Annotated in this window: 15 protein-coding genes; 3 read left to right on the top strand and 12 right to left on the bottom strand. The window is 56.9% G+C overall.

The genetic code is table 11. The features are described from left to right. Positions 1-108 precede the first annotated feature (108 nt). The 4 genes from OCY70_RS03345 to OCY70_RS03330 form a co-directional block, all read right to left on the bottom strand. Positions 109-540 (bottom strand): flagellar basal body rod protein, encoded by a 432-nt coding sequence (locus tag OCY70_RS03345; protein ID WP_213425851.1) that lies wholly within the window; start codon positions 538-540, stop codon positions 109-111. 203 nt (positions 541-743) lie between these two features. Continuing rightward, on the bottom strand, positions 744-887 hold the full coding sequence (locus tag OCY70_RS03340; protein WP_213425852.1) for a hypothetical protein: 144 nt from the start codon (positions 885-887) through the stop codon (positions 744-746). Between the two features lie 178 nt (positions 888-1,065). Then, the gene (dtd, locus tag OCY70_RS03335; RefSeq protein ID WP_213425853.1) at positions 1,066-1,509 is read right to left on the bottom strand and encodes a D-aminoacyl-tRNA deacylase; all 444 of its coding nucleotides are present in this window, start codon (positions 1,507-1,509) and stop codon (positions 1,066-1,068) included. A gap of 64 nt (positions 1,510-1,573) precedes the next feature. Beyond that, complete coding sequence (locus tag OCY70_RS03330) at positions 1,574-3,751, bottom strand: RelA/SpoT family protein (protein WP_213425854.1); 2,178 nt, start codon at positions 3,749-3,751, stop codon at positions 1,574-1,576. Between the two features lie 313 nt (positions 3,752-4,064). Between OCY70_RS03330 and uraA the strand changes: the two genes are divergently transcribed. Next, the gene (gene uraA, locus OCY70_RS03325; RefSeq protein ID WP_213425855.1) at positions 4,065-5,333 is read left to right on the top strand and encodes a uracil permease; all 1,269 of its coding nucleotides are present in this window, start codon (positions 4,065-4,067) and stop codon (positions 5,331-5,333) included. Positions 5,334-5,394: 61 nt separating this feature from the next. Here the strand turns inward: uraA and OCY70_RS03320 are convergent, their stop codons facing one another. The 6 genes from OCY70_RS03320 to OCY70_RS03295 all read right to left on the bottom strand — a co-directional run bounded on the left by OCY70_RS03320 (position 5,395) and on the right by OCY70_RS03295 (position 12,007). Continuing rightward, on the bottom strand, positions 5,395-5,910 hold the full coding sequence (locus OCY70_RS03320; protein ID WP_213425856.1) for an adenine phosphoribosyltransferase: 516 nt from the start codon (positions 5,908-5,910) through the stop codon (positions 5,395-5,397). Further along, positions 5,900-8,353, bottom strand: coding sequence for a single-stranded-DNA-specific exonuclease RecJ (gene recJ / locus OCY70_RS03315; RefSeq protein ID WP_213425857.1), 2,454 nt, complete (start codon positions 8,351-8,353; stop codon positions 5,900-5,902). The genes OCY70_RS03320 and recJ overlap by 11 nt, the downstream gene beginning before the upstream one ends. 21 nt (positions 8,354-8,374) lie before the next feature. Beyond that, complete coding sequence (locus OCY70_RS03310) at positions 8,375-9,319, bottom strand: cation diffusion facilitator family transporter (RefSeq protein WP_213425858.1); 945 nt, start codon at positions 9,317-9,319, stop codon at positions 8,375-8,377. A gap of 200 nt (positions 9,320-9,519) precedes the next feature. After that, positions 9,520-10,428 (bottom strand): protein translocase subunit SecF, encoded by a 909-nt coding sequence (secF, locus tag OCY70_RS03305; RefSeq protein ID WP_213425859.1) that lies wholly within the window; start codon positions 10,426-10,428, stop codon positions 9,520-9,522. Further along, positions 10,418-11,698 (bottom strand): protein translocase subunit SecD, encoded by a 1,281-nt coding sequence (secD, locus tag OCY70_RS03300; RefSeq protein WP_213425860.1) that lies wholly within the window; start codon positions 11,696-11,698, stop codon positions 10,418-10,420. Before secD ends, secF begins: the two co-directional genes overlap by 11 nt. A 96-nt stretch (positions 11,699-11,794) precedes the next feature. Continuing rightward, the gene (locus OCY70_RS03295) at positions 11,795-12,007 is read right to left on the bottom strand and encodes a post-transcriptional regulator (RefSeq protein ID WP_213425884.1); all 213 of its coding nucleotides are present in this window, start codon (positions 12,005-12,007) and stop codon (positions 11,795-11,797) included. Between the two features lie 242 nt (positions 12,008-12,249). On the opposite strand from OCY70_RS03295, the gene spoVB reads away from it, so the two are divergent. Continuing rightward, complete coding sequence (spoVB, locus tag OCY70_RS03290) at positions 12,250-13,848, top strand: stage V sporulation protein B (RefSeq protein ID WP_213425861.1); 1,599 nt, start codon at positions 12,250-12,252, stop codon at positions 13,846-13,848. Between the two features lie 15 nt (positions 13,849-13,863). On the opposite strand, the gene OCY70_RS03285 is transcribed toward spoVB, so the two are convergent. Together OCY70_RS03285 and OCY70_RS03280 are read right to left on the bottom strand one after the other, a co-directional pair. Further along, entirely contained in the window at positions 13,864-14,691 is an 828-nt protein-coding gene (locus OCY70_RS03285; RefSeq protein WP_213425862.1) for a DUF421 domain-containing protein, read from the bottom strand. A gap of 161 nt (positions 14,692-14,852) precedes the next feature. Further along, positions 14,853-16,166 (bottom strand): ArsB/NhaD family transporter, encoded by a 1,314-nt coding sequence (locus OCY70_RS03280; RefSeq protein ID WP_213425863.1) that lies wholly within the window; start codon positions 16,164-16,166, stop codon positions 14,853-14,855. Positions 16,167-16,379: 213 nt separating this feature from the next. Here OCY70_RS03280 and OCY70_RS03275 point away from each other — a divergent pair, with 213 nt between their 5' ends. Beyond that, positions 16,380-16,775 carry a TIGR04086 family membrane protein gene (locus OCY70_RS03275; protein WP_213425864.1) on the top strand — a complete coding sequence of 132 codons (396 nt, stop codon included), beginning with the start codon at positions 16,380-16,382 and terminating at the stop codon, positions 16,773-16,775. Positions 16,776-16,860 lie beyond the last annotated feature (85 nt).

The raw sequence follows: 16,860 nt of genomic DNA, 5'->3' as shown, positions 1-16,860 counted from the left end.
CTCCCCCTCATACGGCCCAAGTTGGCTCTTCGTCCCAAAAAGGCGCCCATCCATGCGGGCGCCAGTCCTTATCCTATCATATTGACTTTCCGAAATAAAGGGAAGAGATTAGCCCTCTTCTCCCGGCTCGAAATATCCGTTGTTCTCGCGGATGAGCCGGACAATAGCATCATAGTCCCCTTCCTCCACCGTGGCGGTAACGACATAGCGCAGCCCGTCCGGGGGCTCCCTCCGTTCGGAGGATGCAGTATCGGCTCCTCCTTCGTTATCGGTCAACTCGGTGGCGGGGGTCGTCGTGAGCGCCTCCTGCCCGTCGTCGCGGGTCGTCACGAGGCCGCCCGGACCTACGGCGGAGATGCCGCCGTTATAAGCGGACCCATTCGCATTGCCGGTTATGAACGGTGCGAACAGCATCTGCTTGCTGACGAACGGGCCGCCCAGTTCCCCGACCTCGATATTTGCCGCGCCGGCCGCGGTAAGCCGTGTGCGCATCGTCTCGGCATCGTCCTCCGTCCGCGTGTATGCCTGAATTCGTTTCATCTTCCGTCACCTCGCCGTCTTCTGGAATCGTATTTTGTCACCCTCTGCTCATCCGGCGCGATAATGCGCCACAAGACGAGAAGGCGGATTGCTTGCGGAAGTCCTTCCGTACGACTTTATACCCCTGCGCCCGAGCCGGCGAAACAGACAGCAATGCCCGGCCCCTTCCTGATGGAAGAAGACCGGGCATCGAAGGACCGCGGCTATCGCTTTACATGGGCACCTTGGCGGCGAAGGGCGTCCTGCTCGGCCTGCTCCTCCCGCATGAGCGCAGCCGCTTCCTTGACGGATTGAACGGCTGCCCAGGTGCTGTACTGGATCGCGAGCTGCTGCAAAGATTGTCGCACGATACGGCTCCTTTCCGCTAGCTGCCGTCCGGTCCGGACGCCATGCGAAGCATCCGGCCGGGCAGGGCAGCACGCGCAGGGTTCCTCCCTAGTATGGGCCGCGCCCGCGATCAATTATTCCGCGCTTCCACGCCGCCTTCTCCTCAAGCTGGCGGGACCAGGCTTGTCCGGCGCGAGACTACTCCCGGCTGTCCACGATGAGCGTGACCGGCCCCCAGTTCACGAGCCGCACATCCATCATCGCTCCGAAGCGGCCGGTCTCCACGGCGAGCCCCAGCCCGCGCAGCCGCTCATTGAAGCTGTCGTAGAGCCGCTCCGCCTGTTCGGGCCGCGCGGCAGCCATGAAGTTGGGACGCCGCCCTTTGCGGCAGTCGCCGTAGAGGGTGAACTGCGAGACGGACAAGATCGCGCCGCCGATATCCTGGACCGACAGATTCATCTTTTCGGATTCATCCTCGAAGATCCGCAGCCCGGCAATTTTGTCGGCCGCCCAGATTACGTCCTGCTCCGTATCCTCATGGGTCACGCCGACGAGCAGCATCAAGCCCTGGCCGATGCTCCCGACCGTCTCTCCCTCAACCGTTACCGCGGCTTCCTTGCACCGCTGAACCACGATTCGCATGCTAACTTATCATCCCTTCCTGCAGTTGAACTACCTCTTAACATGCCAAAAAAGTGCAGCGAGCTCATTGCATGATCCGCTGCACCGTATACACGTCCTTGACACGCTTAATCTTCTCGACCACCGAATGGAGATGGTCGGTATTGCGGATAAGAATCGTCATATGAATCATCGCCAGCCGGTTGCGATCCGAACGGCCCGAGACAGCGGCGATATTCGTCTTGCTCTCGGAGACGGCCTGCAGCACCTCGTTGAGAAAGCCTCTCCGATCCATGCCGGTAATCTCGATGTCGACGCTGTAATTCGCCTCGGAGGAATCGCCCCACTGCACATCGATAATCCGTTCCGCCTCTTCGCCGTCGATCGTCGTCGGGATGTTCAGGCAGTCGGCCCGGTGAATCGAGACGCCCCGTCCGCGGGTGACATATCCGACAATCTCGTCGCCAGGCACCGGATTGCAGCAGCGGGCGAAGCGAACGAGCAGATTGTCGATGCCTTCCACTCTGACGCCATGGGCGGGACGGGCTTTGCGCTCCGGCTCCTTCTTGACTTCCTTGACCTCGTGAGTCAATTCGATCTGATTGGCCTCTTCCGTTTCCTTGCGCAGCTTTTCCGTCAAGCGGGTCACGATCTGGGAGGCGGTAATGCCGCCGAAGCCGATGGCGGACATCATGTCCTCGATATCGTTGAAGGTGAATTTCTTGGCGACCTCAAGCAGCTTGTCGTCGGTCATCCAGGCCGACGGCTCCAGCCCCAGCCGCTTCAATTCCCGTTCGATCCCTTCGCGTCCCTTTTGCACGTTCTCTTCGCGCTTCTCTTTTTTGAACCACTGCTTGATCTTGGAGCGCGCATGCGAAGACTGCGCGATTTTGACCCAGTCCGCGCTTGGCCCGTAAGAATGCTTCGACGTCAAAATCTCGACGATATCGCCGGTCTTCAGTTGATGATCGAGCGGCACGATGCGGCCGTTCACCTTCGCCCCGATCGTCCGGTTCCCGACCTCCGTATGGATGCGGTAAGCAAAATCAAGCGGCACGGAGCCGGCCGGAAGCTCGATGACTTCTCCTTTGGGCGTGAATACAAACACCAAATCCGAGAAAAAATCCATTTTGAGCGATTCGACGAATTCTTGAGCGTCGTTCGTCTCCTGCTGCAAATCGAGAATTTCGCGCAGGAACGTCATCTTCTCTTCGAAGCTGCCCGAATTGGTTCCGCCCTCTTTGTACGCCCAGTGGGCCGCAATCCCGTACTCGGCCGTGCGGTGCATCTCCCAGGTCCGAATCTGCACCTCGGTCGGTTCCCCCGTCGGACCGATGACGGTCGTATGGAGCGACTGGTACATATTCGTCTTCGGCATCGCAATGTAGTCCTTGAACCGGCCCGGCATCGGCTTCCAGAGCGTGTGGATAATGCCGAGGGTGGCATAGCAGTCTTTGATATTGTCGACGATGATGCGAATCGCCAGCAGATCGTAAATTTCATTGAACTGCTTGCTCTTGGCCGTCATTTTTTTATAGACGCTGTATATGTGCTTCGGTCGGCCGGACAGATCGGCGGTGATGCCCATCTCCTCCAGCTTCTCCTGAATGCGCGCGATGACGTCGGCAATGTACTGCTCCCGTTCGGCGCGCTTCTTGTGCATGAGGTTGGCGATGCGGTAATACTGCTGCGGATTCAAATAGCGAAGCGCAATGTCCTCCATCTCCCACTTGATGGCCGAGATTCCGAGCCGGTGAGCGATGGGACAGAAGATTTCCAATGTCTCGTAGGCGATCCGCCGTTGACTCTCTTCCGATTGGTACTTCAGCGTCCGCATATTGTGAAGCCGGTCGGCCAGCTTGATGACGATAACGCGGATATCATTGGCCATGGCCACGAACATTTTCCGGTAATTCTCGTTCTGCTGCTCTTCCTTGGACCGGAACTGAATCCGCTCGAGCTTCGTTAATCCATCGACCAGCATCGCGCATGTGTTGCCGAATTTGGTGCGCACTTCCTCCAGGGAGACGGACGTGTCCTCCACGACATCATGCAGCAGCGCCGCTACGACGGAAGTCGGATCCATCTGCATGCCCACCACGATGTCGGCCACAGCCAGAGGGTGCAATATATAGGGTTCGCCGGATTTCCGGACCTGCCCCGAATGAGCCTGCTCCGCGAACAGATAGGCTTCGCGGACGCGATCCAGATCCGATTCTTTCATGTACGCCGAGGCCTTCTCTAATAAATGCTCGATGCCCATTGGAGTCGTTTCGGTTCCTTTCTTCTGCCGGGGATCATAATCTCCCAGACTACAGATTTATATCCTTTAATTATGCCTTTATTCGGTGTCTCCCGTCAATGGTCTCCCTGGGCTTTCACGATCAGCCTTGTCTTTTTTGTCGAAAATTAGGTTTTTCATTCGAAATAACACGAATCTTCCGCCATTTTAAAGCCCCATCACAAAAATGTTGTTGAAAATTAGACCGAATAGCATGTAAATTATATAGTTGGGTCTAAGGGATACTATCCAGTAACGGAACACGACAATTTCATATTAAAGGAGTGCATTCGACTTGCAACGCGAAATTCAAGTGCAGGAAAAACCGGCTTTCGGGCCCGGTCTGCTGCTAAGCATCCAACATATGTTCGCCATGTTCGGATCGAACGTGCTGGTGCCGAACCTGTTCCACGTCGATCCGGGCATCGTACTGCTCATGAACGGATTGGGCACCATCTTCTATCTTGTGCTGTGCCGGGGGCTGATCCCTGCCTTTCTCGGTTCGAGCTTTGCGTTTATTTCTCCGGTTACGGTCGTTCTCACCGGCAATGGCGGCAGCTATGCCCAGGCGCTGTCCGGCTTTATCGTCTGCGGACTCATCTTCGTCGCCGTTGCGCTTATCGTGAAGTGGGTCGGCACTCGCTGGCTGGACGTGCTCTTCCCGCCGGCCGCCATGGGAGCCATCGTCGCGGTCATCGGCCTCGAGCTTGTTCCGGTCGCTGCCGGGATGTCGGGGTTCATTCCGTCCGCTCCGGATGCCGCGCTCGATACGACGGCCATTACGCTCGCCTGCGTCACGCTCGGAGTGACCGTCCTCGGCAACGTGCTCTTCCGCGGTTTCTTCAAAATCATTCCCGTTCTTATCGGAATCATTACCGGCTACGTCGTCGCTTACTTCATGGGCGTCGTCAGCATGGATCCGGTGCGGGAGGCCGCGCTGTTCAAAGTGCCGACGTTCACATTCCCTGAATTCAACTGGACGGCGATCGCGATTATCGTGCCTGCGGCACTGGTCGTCGTCGTTGAGCATATCGGCCATTTGATGGTAACCAGCAATATTGTAGGCAACGATCTGTCGAAAAATCCGGGGCTTCACCGCTCCCTGCTCGGCAACGGGCTCTCGACTGTCTTCTCCGGCTTCTTCGGCTCCACGCCGAACACCACATACGGAGAGAACATCGGCGTCATGGCGCTTACCCGCGTCTATTCTGTATATGTCATCGGCGGCGCGGCGGTCATTGCCATCATCATGTCCTTCTTCGGCAAAGTCTCGGCCCTCATCGCCAACATCCCGGTTCCCGTCATGGGCGGCGTATCCCTGCTGCTGTTCGGGGTTATCGCGGCATCCGGACTGCGGGTGCTCGTCGATGCCAAGGTCGATTACGGCAAGCCGAAAAATCTGCTGCTGACGACACTTATCGTCGTCATCGGCATCAGCGGCGCCACTTTGAAGCTGGGCGCTGTCGAGCTGAAGGGCATGGCGCTGGCCACGGTGCTCGGCATCGTGCTCAATCTGTTCTTCATCATCATTGACAAGCTGGGCTGGTCTAACGAGCAAGCCTGATGCATGCAGAAAACCCCCTGGAACGGGCATCAGCCCGATTCAGGGGGTTTTTGACATTCGCCTATTCGTAAGTCACCAGGGAACGCACGTCAATATCCGGCAGCTTGCCGCGTCCGTTCAGGTCGCTCAGCTCGATCAGGAACAATGCCCCGACCACTTCTCCGCCAAGCTGGCGCACCAGATTGACGGCCGTCGAGATCGTGCCGCCGGTCGCCAGCAGATCGTCGGCAATCAGCACCTTCTGCCCCGGCTTGATCGCGTCCTTGTGCATAGCCAGCTTGTCGCTGCCGTATTCCAGCGCATAGCCCGCTTCGATCGTCTCGCCCGGCAGCTTGCCGCTCTTGCGAATCGGAACGAATCCGGCCCCGATCGCCAAGGCGAGCGGAGCGCCCACGACGAAGCCGCGCGCCTCCGGACCGGCAATCAGATCAATCTGCTTATCCTCGACCATCTGCTTCATGGCGGCGATTGCGGCTTGATAAGCCGAGCCGTCCTTCAGCAAGGTCGTAATATCTTTGAAGCTGATTCCCGGCTGAGGAAAATCGGGAATGACCCGAATATACGATTTAAAATCCATCTGAACTCCTCCTAAGTAATGAAACATCGCGGTCTTCGTCCCAGCACGACCACAGCCATGCCGCGAACGCGTCTGTCGCCGGATCATACCAGCGCTGCTCCCAGGCGGCTGCGGCTGCCCAGTCCCGGTAACGTTGGGAAGCTTCCAACGAGGTCTTCGCCGGCTGTGCCGCCATTTCGAATGTCGTTGTATGTCTATGATGAGTGCAAGTTAAAAATTGCAGCTCCTTGAACATATCGAGCAGCAGCATGAATTCCCGCAGGGACAGATTGACGCGCTTGGCCAGCGACCGCATCGGCTCGGGTTCATTGGTCCATGTATGTACCCGTCTCAATTCCGCATAAGCCCGCTTGATTCGATCGCGGGTCGGCATATGAAGCCGTCCTCCGATCGGTTCGCGGGGCAGCACGACATGCAGCCGTTCCATATGGCGAAGCTGGCGGGTTAACCGCCTCATATCCTGCTCCGAGGGCGGCATCCCGAACAGCACCATCTCGCGAACGCGCTCCGACATCGCGGCGATGAACGGCTCGTCTCCCCGCCACGCGCCCGGAACGACGACCGGTCCGTCCTCCTCGTCGCTGTACAGCCACGCGAAGGTTTCCGCGGCATGCACGCCCGCCTGCTCACGGGTCGTGACGAGCACGCTTGCGCCGTCTCCGTCCTGATCCAATATGCGCGCCAGCTGCACGGCGGTCTCCCAAGCATCCGGGATCCCCCGCAAATCGAACAACTGCCGTTCCTGGATGCGGATATCCTGCATGAACAGCTGCGGCCTGCGCCGGCCGTTCCATTCATTGACGGACAGCTCGCCCAGCACATCCGCCTTCACGTCACTCGCAATCCTTCGGGCCAAGCTTCCCCGGTGAAAAGCTACCGCATCCAATGTAGCACGGTCTTGGCTCAACATCAACTTCAAATGTTGGCCTTCCTTGCCCATCGTCCGGATCTCGCGCACCCGCGCGTTGCGGATGACGACCCGGGGGCTCGGATTGCCCATGCCGAACGGGGCCAATTGCTCCAGCTGGTCTATCACTTCCAGCGGAATCTCATGCAAGCCGCATTCCGCGTCCACTTCGACGCAAGGAACGAAGTGCTCCTCTGTCAGTATTCCCTCAGCAATCTCTTGGAAGCGCCGCTCAAGCTCCGCGAGCTTGTCCGCCTGAATCGTCATGCCTGCCGCGGCCTGATGTCCGCCATAATGCTCGAACAGCTCGCCGCACGACTGCATCGCCTCGTACAGATCGAAGCCCGGGATCGAACGGGCCGAGCCCTTGCATAATCCCGTCTCGCCGTCGATTCCGAGCACGAAGGTCGGGCGGTAATATTTTTCGAGGATTTTGGAAGCGACGATGCCGATAACGCCGACATTCCAGCCCTCCGCGGCCAAGACGATGACATGAGGAGGCTCCCCCGTATCCTCCATCTTCTCCACGAGCTGCGCTTCCGCCTCCTTGACGATGCCGTCGACGATCTTCTGCCGCTCCTTATTCAACCGATCCAGCTCCCAGGCGAACGCCTCGGCCGCCGCGTCGTCTTCCGCCGTCAGCAGCTGGACCGCGATGTCGGCATGATGGAGGCGGCCGCTGGCATTGATTCGCGGAGCCATCGAGAAGGCGATATGCGTCGAGGTCACTTCCTTCGGATCGATGCTGCACACTTGAAGCAGCGCCCGAATCCCGGCATAGCGGGAACGCTTCATCCGCTGCAGAGCCGCCCGCACGAGAATGCGGTTCTCATCCAGCAGCGGCATCAGATCGGCGACGGTGCCGATGGCGGCCAGCTCCAGCCACTCCTCCGGAATCCGTCCGAGCAGCGCGTGCGCCAGCTTGAAGGCTACGCCGACACCGGCCAGCCCTTTGAACGGATAAGGGCAATAAGGCAGCTTCGGATTGACCAGGGCGCAGGCGTCCGGAAGCTGCTCCGGAGGCTCATGGTGATCGGTCACCACGATGTCGATTCCGAGCTCGCGGGCATAGGCGATTTCCTCCACGGCGCTAATCCCCGTATCGACCGTTACGACGAGGGTGACGCCGCAAGCCTTCGCATCTTCCAGCGCCGCTTTGTTCAGCCCGTACCCTTCGTTGGCCCGGTGCGGGATATAGTAATCGAAATCCGCTTCCAGGTGCCGCATCAAATAAATCATAAGCGATGTGCTCGAGACTCCGTCCGCATCGTAATCGCCATAAATGCGAATGCGCTCGCGGTTCGCGAGCGCGATCCGGATTCGGGCCACCGCGTCTTCCATTCCCGCCAATAAATATGGATCGTGCATCTCATCAATATCCGCATGCAAAAACCGGTGTGCCTGCTCTGCATCTGCAATCCCCCGTACGGCCAGCATACGGGCGACCAGCTTCGAGACCCGGGCTTCCTGGGCCAACTGCTCGATGCCGGTATCCGGCACGTCAGAGCAGATCCACCGGGAGCGTGGATGAAGCATCCTCCCACTCCTTTAACTTCCTCATTGCAGCAGCGTCGACTCTCCGTCATTCTCCGGTATCCGGTACGGATTGCCGGTATCGAACGGGTTCACATGGACAAATACGTCTGCCACATGCAAAAAACGCTGCATTAAATGATTTTTGACCCGCTTCGCAATCGCATGGCCTTCCGCCACCGATATGCGGGGGTTTACACTGATTTTAACATCGACGATAACATAATGCCCATGCTCACGCGCCCGCAGATTGTCGACGGTAATGACGCCGTTGACCGACTGCGCGGCCCGGATGAGCGGATTCGCCTCTTCATCATGAAGCACGTGGTCCATCGTCGAGTGAATCGCTTCCTTCACCAATCTTGTTCCCATATGCAGGACAAGAAGCGCCACGATAAATCCGGCCGCCGGATCGAGATACAGCAGCCATTCGATATGATACATCCCGCCGAGCATCGCGGCGCCCACCCCGATCAGCGCCGCGATGGAGGAATAGACATCGGAACGATGCTCCCAGGCATTCGCGATCAAAGCTTGCGACGATAAGCGCTTGCCCAGCCGGAACTTGTACTGGAACATCGCTTCCTTCACCACGATAGACACCATAATCGCGGCGAGTGCGTACCATTTTGGAATGTCCACCCGCCCTTGCCATACCGACTTCACAGCCGCGACGGCGAGCTCCAGCCCGACGACGAGCAGCAGCACCGAGACGATGATGGCCGCGATGGATTCCGCTTTGCCGTGTCCATACGGATGATCCCTGTCCGGAGGGCGCTTCGCAGCCTTCAAGCCGACAAGGACGGCGCCGGAGCCCGCCACATCCGAGGCGGAGTGCCAAGCGTCCGCGATGAGCGCCTGGCTGCCCGCAAAGAAGCCGGCGATGCCTTTGAGCAGCGCGAGCAGCAGGTTGCCGATAATCCCCAACCATGCCCCTGCCTCGGCCCTTGCAAACCGATCGGTCGTCATGTCGCAACCCTCGCAATCCATTTTTTTCATTCCTGTTGTGGACTTCGACTTCGCATGAGTCTGTTCTTGCTTGCAACATCAAAGCCGCGTCAGCATACTGACGCGGCTTCATCTTTATGCTTGCGCCGCAGGCTGCGGCAGGGAAGCCAAGCCGGGGCCCCGCCCCCTTGCCGCCGCATCCTTCGGCTTGAAATTGGCGGTTACGCCTGCTTCGGCTTCGCCGGAGACTTGGGCTTGCTCTTCTCCTTGCTCTTCAATACGACCCACAGCGGACTCGCGATGAAGATGGAGGAATAAGCGCCGAATCCCAAGCCGACCAGAATGGCCAGCGAGAACATGCGGATCGACTCGCTTCCGAAAATAAACAGACAGAGGGCCGCCACGAGAACGGTCAGCACCGTATTGATAGAACGAGTCAGCGTCTGGTAGATACTGTCGTTCACGAGATGGGACAAGTCATGAATATTTTTGATCTTGGCGAATCTCATATTCTCGCGTATCCGGTCAAAGATAACGATCGTATCGTTGATGGAATACCCGATGATGGTCAGCACCGCGATAATGAACGGCAGATTGACCTCGAGCCGGAATATCGAGAAAATGCTGATAACCATAAACGCATCATGCAGCAGCGCGACGACGGCCGAGATGGCGAAGCGCCATTCGAAGCGGATGCTGACATAAATAATGATGCCGATGCTCGCAATCAGAACCGCGAGCAAGGCATTGCGCTGCAGCTCGCGCGCAATCTCGACATCGACCGTACTGATTTCGAACGAAGCGCCCGCGTCCAGCTTTTTGAAATCGGCCTTGAACTGGTTCTCCATCTGCTCGGTCAGCACTTCCGTGAACCGGATCGTCATCCGGTCGCTGCCGATCGTAATGGTCGGGTCCTTCTTCAATTGGTACGGATCGAGCATCTGCTCGACCTGGGCTTTCTCCACCGGCTTCGAGAGCGTAACGTCCACGTTCGTGCCCGAGCTGAAGTCTACCCCGTAGTTCAAACCGAGCACACCGAGCGAGATTACGCCGACAATCGTAATGATGATCGAGAAAATAAAGAAGTATTTGCTGGAATGAACAAAGTTGAACGTTCCTTTAAAGCGCACGGATTTCACTCTCCTTCACGCCGAAGTATCCCGGTTTGGCCAGCACATTCGATTTGACCAGCGCATGCAGCATGACGCGGGAGAGGAATATGTTCGTCAATATGCTGACGACGACGGTCATCATCAGAATAAGCGCAAAGCCTTTGACTTGGCTCTCGCCCAAAATATACATGACGACGCCGGCAATAATCGTCGTAATGTTCGCGTCCATAATCGTCCGGAACGAGTTCTTGGAGCCTGCCTTCATCGCGGACTTGATCGACTTGCCGCTGCGCAGCTCCTCCTTAATCCGTTCATACGTAATAATATTCGCGTCGACGGCCATGCCGAGACCGAGAATGAAGGCCGCAATGCCCGGCAGCGTTAGCGTAATCTCGGACAGCCAGAAGACAATCAGCAGAATCCAGGTAAACAGAATCAGCGAGACGCTGGCAATAACGCCAGGCAGCCGGTAGATGACAAGCATAAATAACAGAATCAGCGCCGTGCCGATAATTCCGGCCTTCACTGTCTGCTCCAGCGACATTTTGCCAAGCGTAGCCGTAACAGTCTGCGAATACTTCTCGGTCAGCTTGAGCGGCAAGGAGCCGAGATTGATCGTGTCCTTCAGCTCATTCGCTTCTTCCTTCGTGCGCTGGCCGGTAATCGTCGCTTCCCCGCCTGGAATCTCATTGTGAACCGAAGGAGCGGAGATAAGCGTCTCATCCATAAAAATCGCCAAACGATTGCGCGCCTTGGATTCATCCGGATCGTACAATCCCGCAAGCCGCTTTGTAATCTCGGCGAATTTGCTCGCATCCTTCAGCTTGATAGCGACAATCGGACGCTGCAGCTCGTCATATACGACGCTCGCTCCGCCTTCGACGAAGTCCGTTCCTTTCAGTTCAATCTTGCAGTAATCGGACGCGGCCTTGCAGCCTTCAGAGCTCCGGAACGTAAGCACGGCAGGCTCTTTGAGCTTCTTCCGCACCTCTTCCTCGTTCTGAACGTCCGCAATCTTGACGCGGATCCGGTCGGAACCTTCAATCGTAATCTCCGGTTCGCTCGTACCGGTGGCGTTAATCCGTTTATCCAGACTTTTGGCGGTCTGTTTAAGCGCGTCGTTAGTCACTTTCCCGCCCGATTCCAGCGGAGAGGCTTGGTACAGAATCTCGAAGCCGCCCTTGAGATCGAGTCCGAGACGTATGTTGTTGACGATCGAAGGGCTAGTCCAGCCAATGACACCTAGCGATACGACAACGATGAGCAGAAATGCTAACACCCTTTTCATATCGTCCCTATTCCCCTTTCATATTCATTATTCCTATTATATCGACCGTCATTTTTCGAGTCAATTTTTGTGATCATGGCATAAAAAAATCTCGCCTTATAAAAAGGGAGACCCGCGATAAGCCGCCATCGTCATAAAGTTCATGAATTGCGTTGCTTTCAATGACAAAATATCATTGACGACCTGATGCATGGCCGGCTCAGCATCCTCTTTTTTATACTTGGCGCTGACGCATTCCCATACATCCTTCCCCGTTACCTGCTCGTAGCCGAGCAGCCTCAGTTCTTCCGCCTTGCTATCACAGCACATTTCGATCGCCTCGACCCGCTCCTGTTCCGTGCATGGCTCCGACACGCCGCTCACTCCTTTCCGTGTCTCTCTATTATTCGCGCTTCTTCACGCAATTCCTGCTTCGCATCCCGTAGCAATCATTGCCTCCCCTGACTTTTCGTTTCCATCGGTACAAGCCAATCGTCATGGAATAGGGACAACCGCATATTTATGGTTATATCAGGTAGACAAGTCTTCAGGGGAAGAGGGATGATCGGAACGTGAAGAAGCAGTCATTCATACAGGGAACGCTGATTTTATTGGCCGCAGGCATTGTGAATCGCATACTCGGGTTCATTCCGCGCGTTACTCTTCCGCGCATCATCGGAGCGGAAGGGGTTGGAATCTACCAGCTTGGCTATCCCTTCCTGCTCGTCATCATTACGTTGATTACAGGCGGCGTTCCGCTCGCCGTAGCGAAGCTGATCGCGGAGGCGGACTCTGTCGGGGACCGTGCCCGCGTGCGGCGCATTTTATCGGTCGCCATGAAGCTGACCGTCAGCGCGGGCATCGTCTTCTCCGCCGCCTGTCTCTTGCTCGCGCCATGGATTACGACCCGCGTTCTGACGGATAGCCGGGTGTACTATACCTTCCTCGTCATGACGCCTATCATCGTCATGGTCGCCATCTCCGCGGTGTTGCGCGGCTACTTCCAAGGCATGCAAAATATGGTGCCGACCGCCGTCTCCCAAGTGACGGAGACGTTCATCCGCATCGTGGCCGTCATCGGCTTCGCCTATCTGTTCCTCCCTTACGGGCTGGAATGGGCGGCTGCGGGGGCCATGGTCGGCGTCGTCGTGGGCGAGCTCGGAGGGCTGCTCGTCCTCGTCTTCCTGATGCGGTCCGCACGCAAGCCGAAGGAGAGCGGCGCCGGAGACGATGTTCCGGATTCGCCAGAGCCGCCGCAGCAAGGGGCTGCGCACAAGGTGGCTCCCCGCCTGCTCCGCATCGCGCTGCCCGTAACGGGAGGCAAGCTTATCGGCTCGCTCTCCTACCTGCTGGAGTCGATTGCGATCGCCCGCAGCCTGGCGGCGGCCGGCGTTCTCACCGCGATCGCGACGGCGCAGTACGGGGCTCTGCAGGGCATGATTATCCCGATATTGACTCTGCCCGGGGCGCTGACCTACTCTCTCGCCGTCTCTCTCGTGCCTTCGTTATCCGAGGCGCTCGGCCGCAATGACATGCTCACGATTCACAAGCGGATACACCAGGCGATCCGGCTGGCGCTCGTATGCGGCGCTCCGTTCGCCGTCATGATGTTCGTCCTCGCGCTGCCGCTCTGCGTCCTGCTCTATAACGACGCCAGCGTCGCGCCGATGCTGCGGTGGATGGCTCCGATCGCGGTCTTCATCTACTTGCAGGCGCCGCTGCAGGCTGCGCTGCAGGCCCTGGAACGCCCGGGAACCGCCCTCGTCAACACATTTATCGGAGCTGCCCTGAAGCTTTTGCTCATTATTCAGTTGGCTTCTCAGCCGCAATTGGGCATTTATGGAGCCATTATCGCGATATGCATCAATATTGTCGTCGTCACGCTGCTCCATGCGGCGAGCGTCATCCGCCATCTTCAACTGACAATGCCATGGCTCGACTTCATCAAGGTAGGGTCTGCCATGGTGATTATGGCAGGCTGCATTCAGGCGGTCTATGTGCGCTCTCCGCTGCCGGAAGGCTACGGTCTGCTGCGCTTTATCGCTGCCGGTGCTACGGGGGTCCTTGTCTATCTGCTGCTGCTCATTATTATGGGCCTCATCAACCGCGATGACGTGACGCGGCTTCCGCTGGTCCGGGATTGGCTGCCGCCGAAGCCGCATCGCAAATAATCATCCCGGTTCCCGTTACTTATGCTTCCGATCCACGAATAAGTGGCCCCGATGATCGATAGAACAGAAAAAAACGTCTTTAAATTCGTTGACGCCTTTCAGCGTAAGCTGGTTTTTCAGCCAGAAGCGCGTCTTATTGATGGTCGACAGGTTATGATCCTGCACCTTGCCATCCATAATAAGCGGCAGCGGCAATGTCGTGAAATGGTAACGCTCCGGCTTGCGCAAGACGGGACGTTCCTTTTTGGCCTTCTTGCGGCCGCCCGGCGGGGAGGATGAGCTGCCGGGGGTAACCGGGCCGGGACCTTTCGTATCCCCCGTATAATCCTCCTCCAGAATGCCGCCCGATTGCTGGGCGCCGTTCTGGGCTTCCTCGGCGGTCGGGGTGTCTGAGTCCTGTTTTAGGAACACGGTCAGCTTGCCGTTCGCCTCCAGTATCGCATAGCGAACATCCCCGATATTGTCCACGCCCTGCTCGCGGAGCTGCTGCATCAGGTCGTCGAGATTGTACCGCTGCCGCGCCATCTCCGGGCGGTCAAGCTGGCCGTTCTTGATGATAACGCTTGGCTTGCCATCGAACAAATGCCTTATCCATTGGCTCTTCAAGGCTATGTAAGCCACGCTGATCTGAATGATAATAAGAACGACGATCGGGACAAGCCCTTGCCATAGCGCCTTATTGCCGTCTTCGATGACAAAGACCGCAATCTCCGCAATCATGATGGAGATGACGACATCGAAGACGGACAGCTTGCCGATCTCTCTTTTGCCCATCAGACGAAGCACGACGAAGACAACAATATACATCAGGATCGTGCGCAATATGAGAGTCCAGACTTCCATTAGCAACGCCTCCCGGTGCCATTTTCGGTGTGCCAGTAACGTGTATTCTGGCCCCGTAATTCGAGAGGCATGCAGCTTTTTCTTATCGAAATGTTCCCATCCTGCATCTTACAATCCGGTTGAGCCGTTGTTCCAAAAAGTCCCCTTTTGAGCCCGAACGGTTAGAGAATGAAGAGGAAAATGTAAACGGTGGAAATCGCCAGCGACAGCAGCGTGAGCGGAGCCCCGATTTTGAGAAAGTCCATATAGCCGAACCCATTTCCCTCGCGCTGCGCCATTCCTGCCACAATCACGTTCGCCGATGCGCCGATCAAGGTGCCGTTCCCCCCCAGGCAAGCGCCCAGCGCCAGTGACCACCAGAGCGGATTCAACTGGTTCGGATCGGCAATGCCCATCTGGCTCCCGACATCCTGCAGGAGCGGAATCATCGTCGCCACAAAAGGGATATTGTCAATCGTCGCGGACGCGATGCCCGAGCCCCAGAGCACGAACATGGCGGTTCGCGTCATATCGCCGCTCGTGACGCTCAACATCCATTGGGCCAATTGATTGATGACGCCGACTTCAATCAGGCCTCCCACGAGAATGAACAGGCCGATGAAGAACAAGATGGTCACCCATTCCACCCGATGCAGCGCTTCCTCCAGCTCTTCTTCGCCCTTCAGGCCGATCAGCATCAGCAGCGTAGCTCCCGCCATCGCGATGACTGCCGGCTCCACATGAATGGCCGAGTGAAGCACGAAGCCCAAGATCGTCAATACGAGGATCGTGACCGATTTCCTTACGAGCCGCTTGTCCGAAATATACGATTCCGCCGACAACTGCATCAGGGCATGGCGCTGACTGTCCGTTACCTTCAACTGCTTCCGGTATATGAAGACGAGCACCGCAAGCAGCACCGCCATGATCACCACGATGACCGGCGCCAAATAGATCAAGAACATATTAAAGGTCAAATGCGGGTTCGCAGACCCGATCATAATGTTCGGCGGGTCGCCGATCAAAGTGGCGGTGCCGCCCACATTGGAAGCGATAACTTCCGTGATCAAAAACGGAACCGGATTGATATTGAGCATCCGGGTTATCGAAAACGTAATCGGCACCACCAGCAGCACGGTCGTCACATTATCCAGAAAAGCCGACCCGACCGCCGTCAAGGCCGCCAGAATCACCAGGATCCGGATCGGCCTTCCTTGGGTTCGCTGCGCCGCCTTCACGGCTGCATATTGAAAGATGCCGCTCTTATTCGTAATCCCGACCAGTATCATCATCCCGACCAGCAGGAAAATCGTGTTCCATTCGATATGCTCGGTGAAGGCGCGGTGCACATCTACGATTTGCAGCACGAGCATCGCCGCCGCTCCAAGCAGGGCGATGATGGCCCGGTTAATTTTTTCTGAAATGATGATAGCGTAAGTCACCAAAAACACGATCACCGCAATCGTAACCTGCCATGTCGAAGCATCATGTCCCATGTCATTCCATCCCTTTCTGCGTAGTAGCTTCAAACCGGATCCGGGCATTGCATGACGGATTCGATATTTTTGCTCACACATTATAACCCCGTTCTATATTTTTCGTCTATGCCTTGTACTATTTCTATCTGCTTGCCCATACGATCTGTACTACGCATATATTTGTCCATCCCCGCCCGGGAACGATAATTCAACCGAAAGGAGAATTCCATCATGAATGCATTGCATCGTGTATCTCAATGGAAGCCGAATCACCCCATTCTGGCCGGCGTCGTCAATTCATTTATCTGGATGGCCATGGGGGCCTTGGCTTTATCCGTGCTGCTCTACTCCAGTTCTGCCAATGAGGACAAGACGCTCGGCTATATTTATCTTGTCCATATCATCGCTCTTTTTATCGGGGGCTGGACGGCAGGGCGGCGCAGCGGGCGCAAAGGCTGGTACTATGGCGGCATCACCGGTTTTTGCTACGCTATGCTTGTGCTTGTTATCGGCTTTCTCGCCATGGATGCCGGCATCACCTTGCAGAAGCTGATGCTCGTTGCCGCGGCATGCGCTTGCGGCGCGCTCGGCGGCATATTCGGCGTCAATATGAGCCGCAACAAATAAGGCTCCGAACCGGCAGCAAGAAATGGTCGCTTGGGTTCATAGGTTCCCCCTGCTACTTATGGTATACTATATGAATTAAATAACC

Source organism: Paenibacillus melissococcoides, from assembly GCA_944800085.1.
Classification (GTDB): domain Bacteria; phylum Bacillota; class Bacilli; order Paenibacillales; family Paenibacillaceae; genus Paenibacillus_B; species Paenibacillus_B melissococcoides.
Note: the sequence above shows the minus strand (reverse complement) of the source record. Positions and strands in the feature narration are given on the sequence as shown.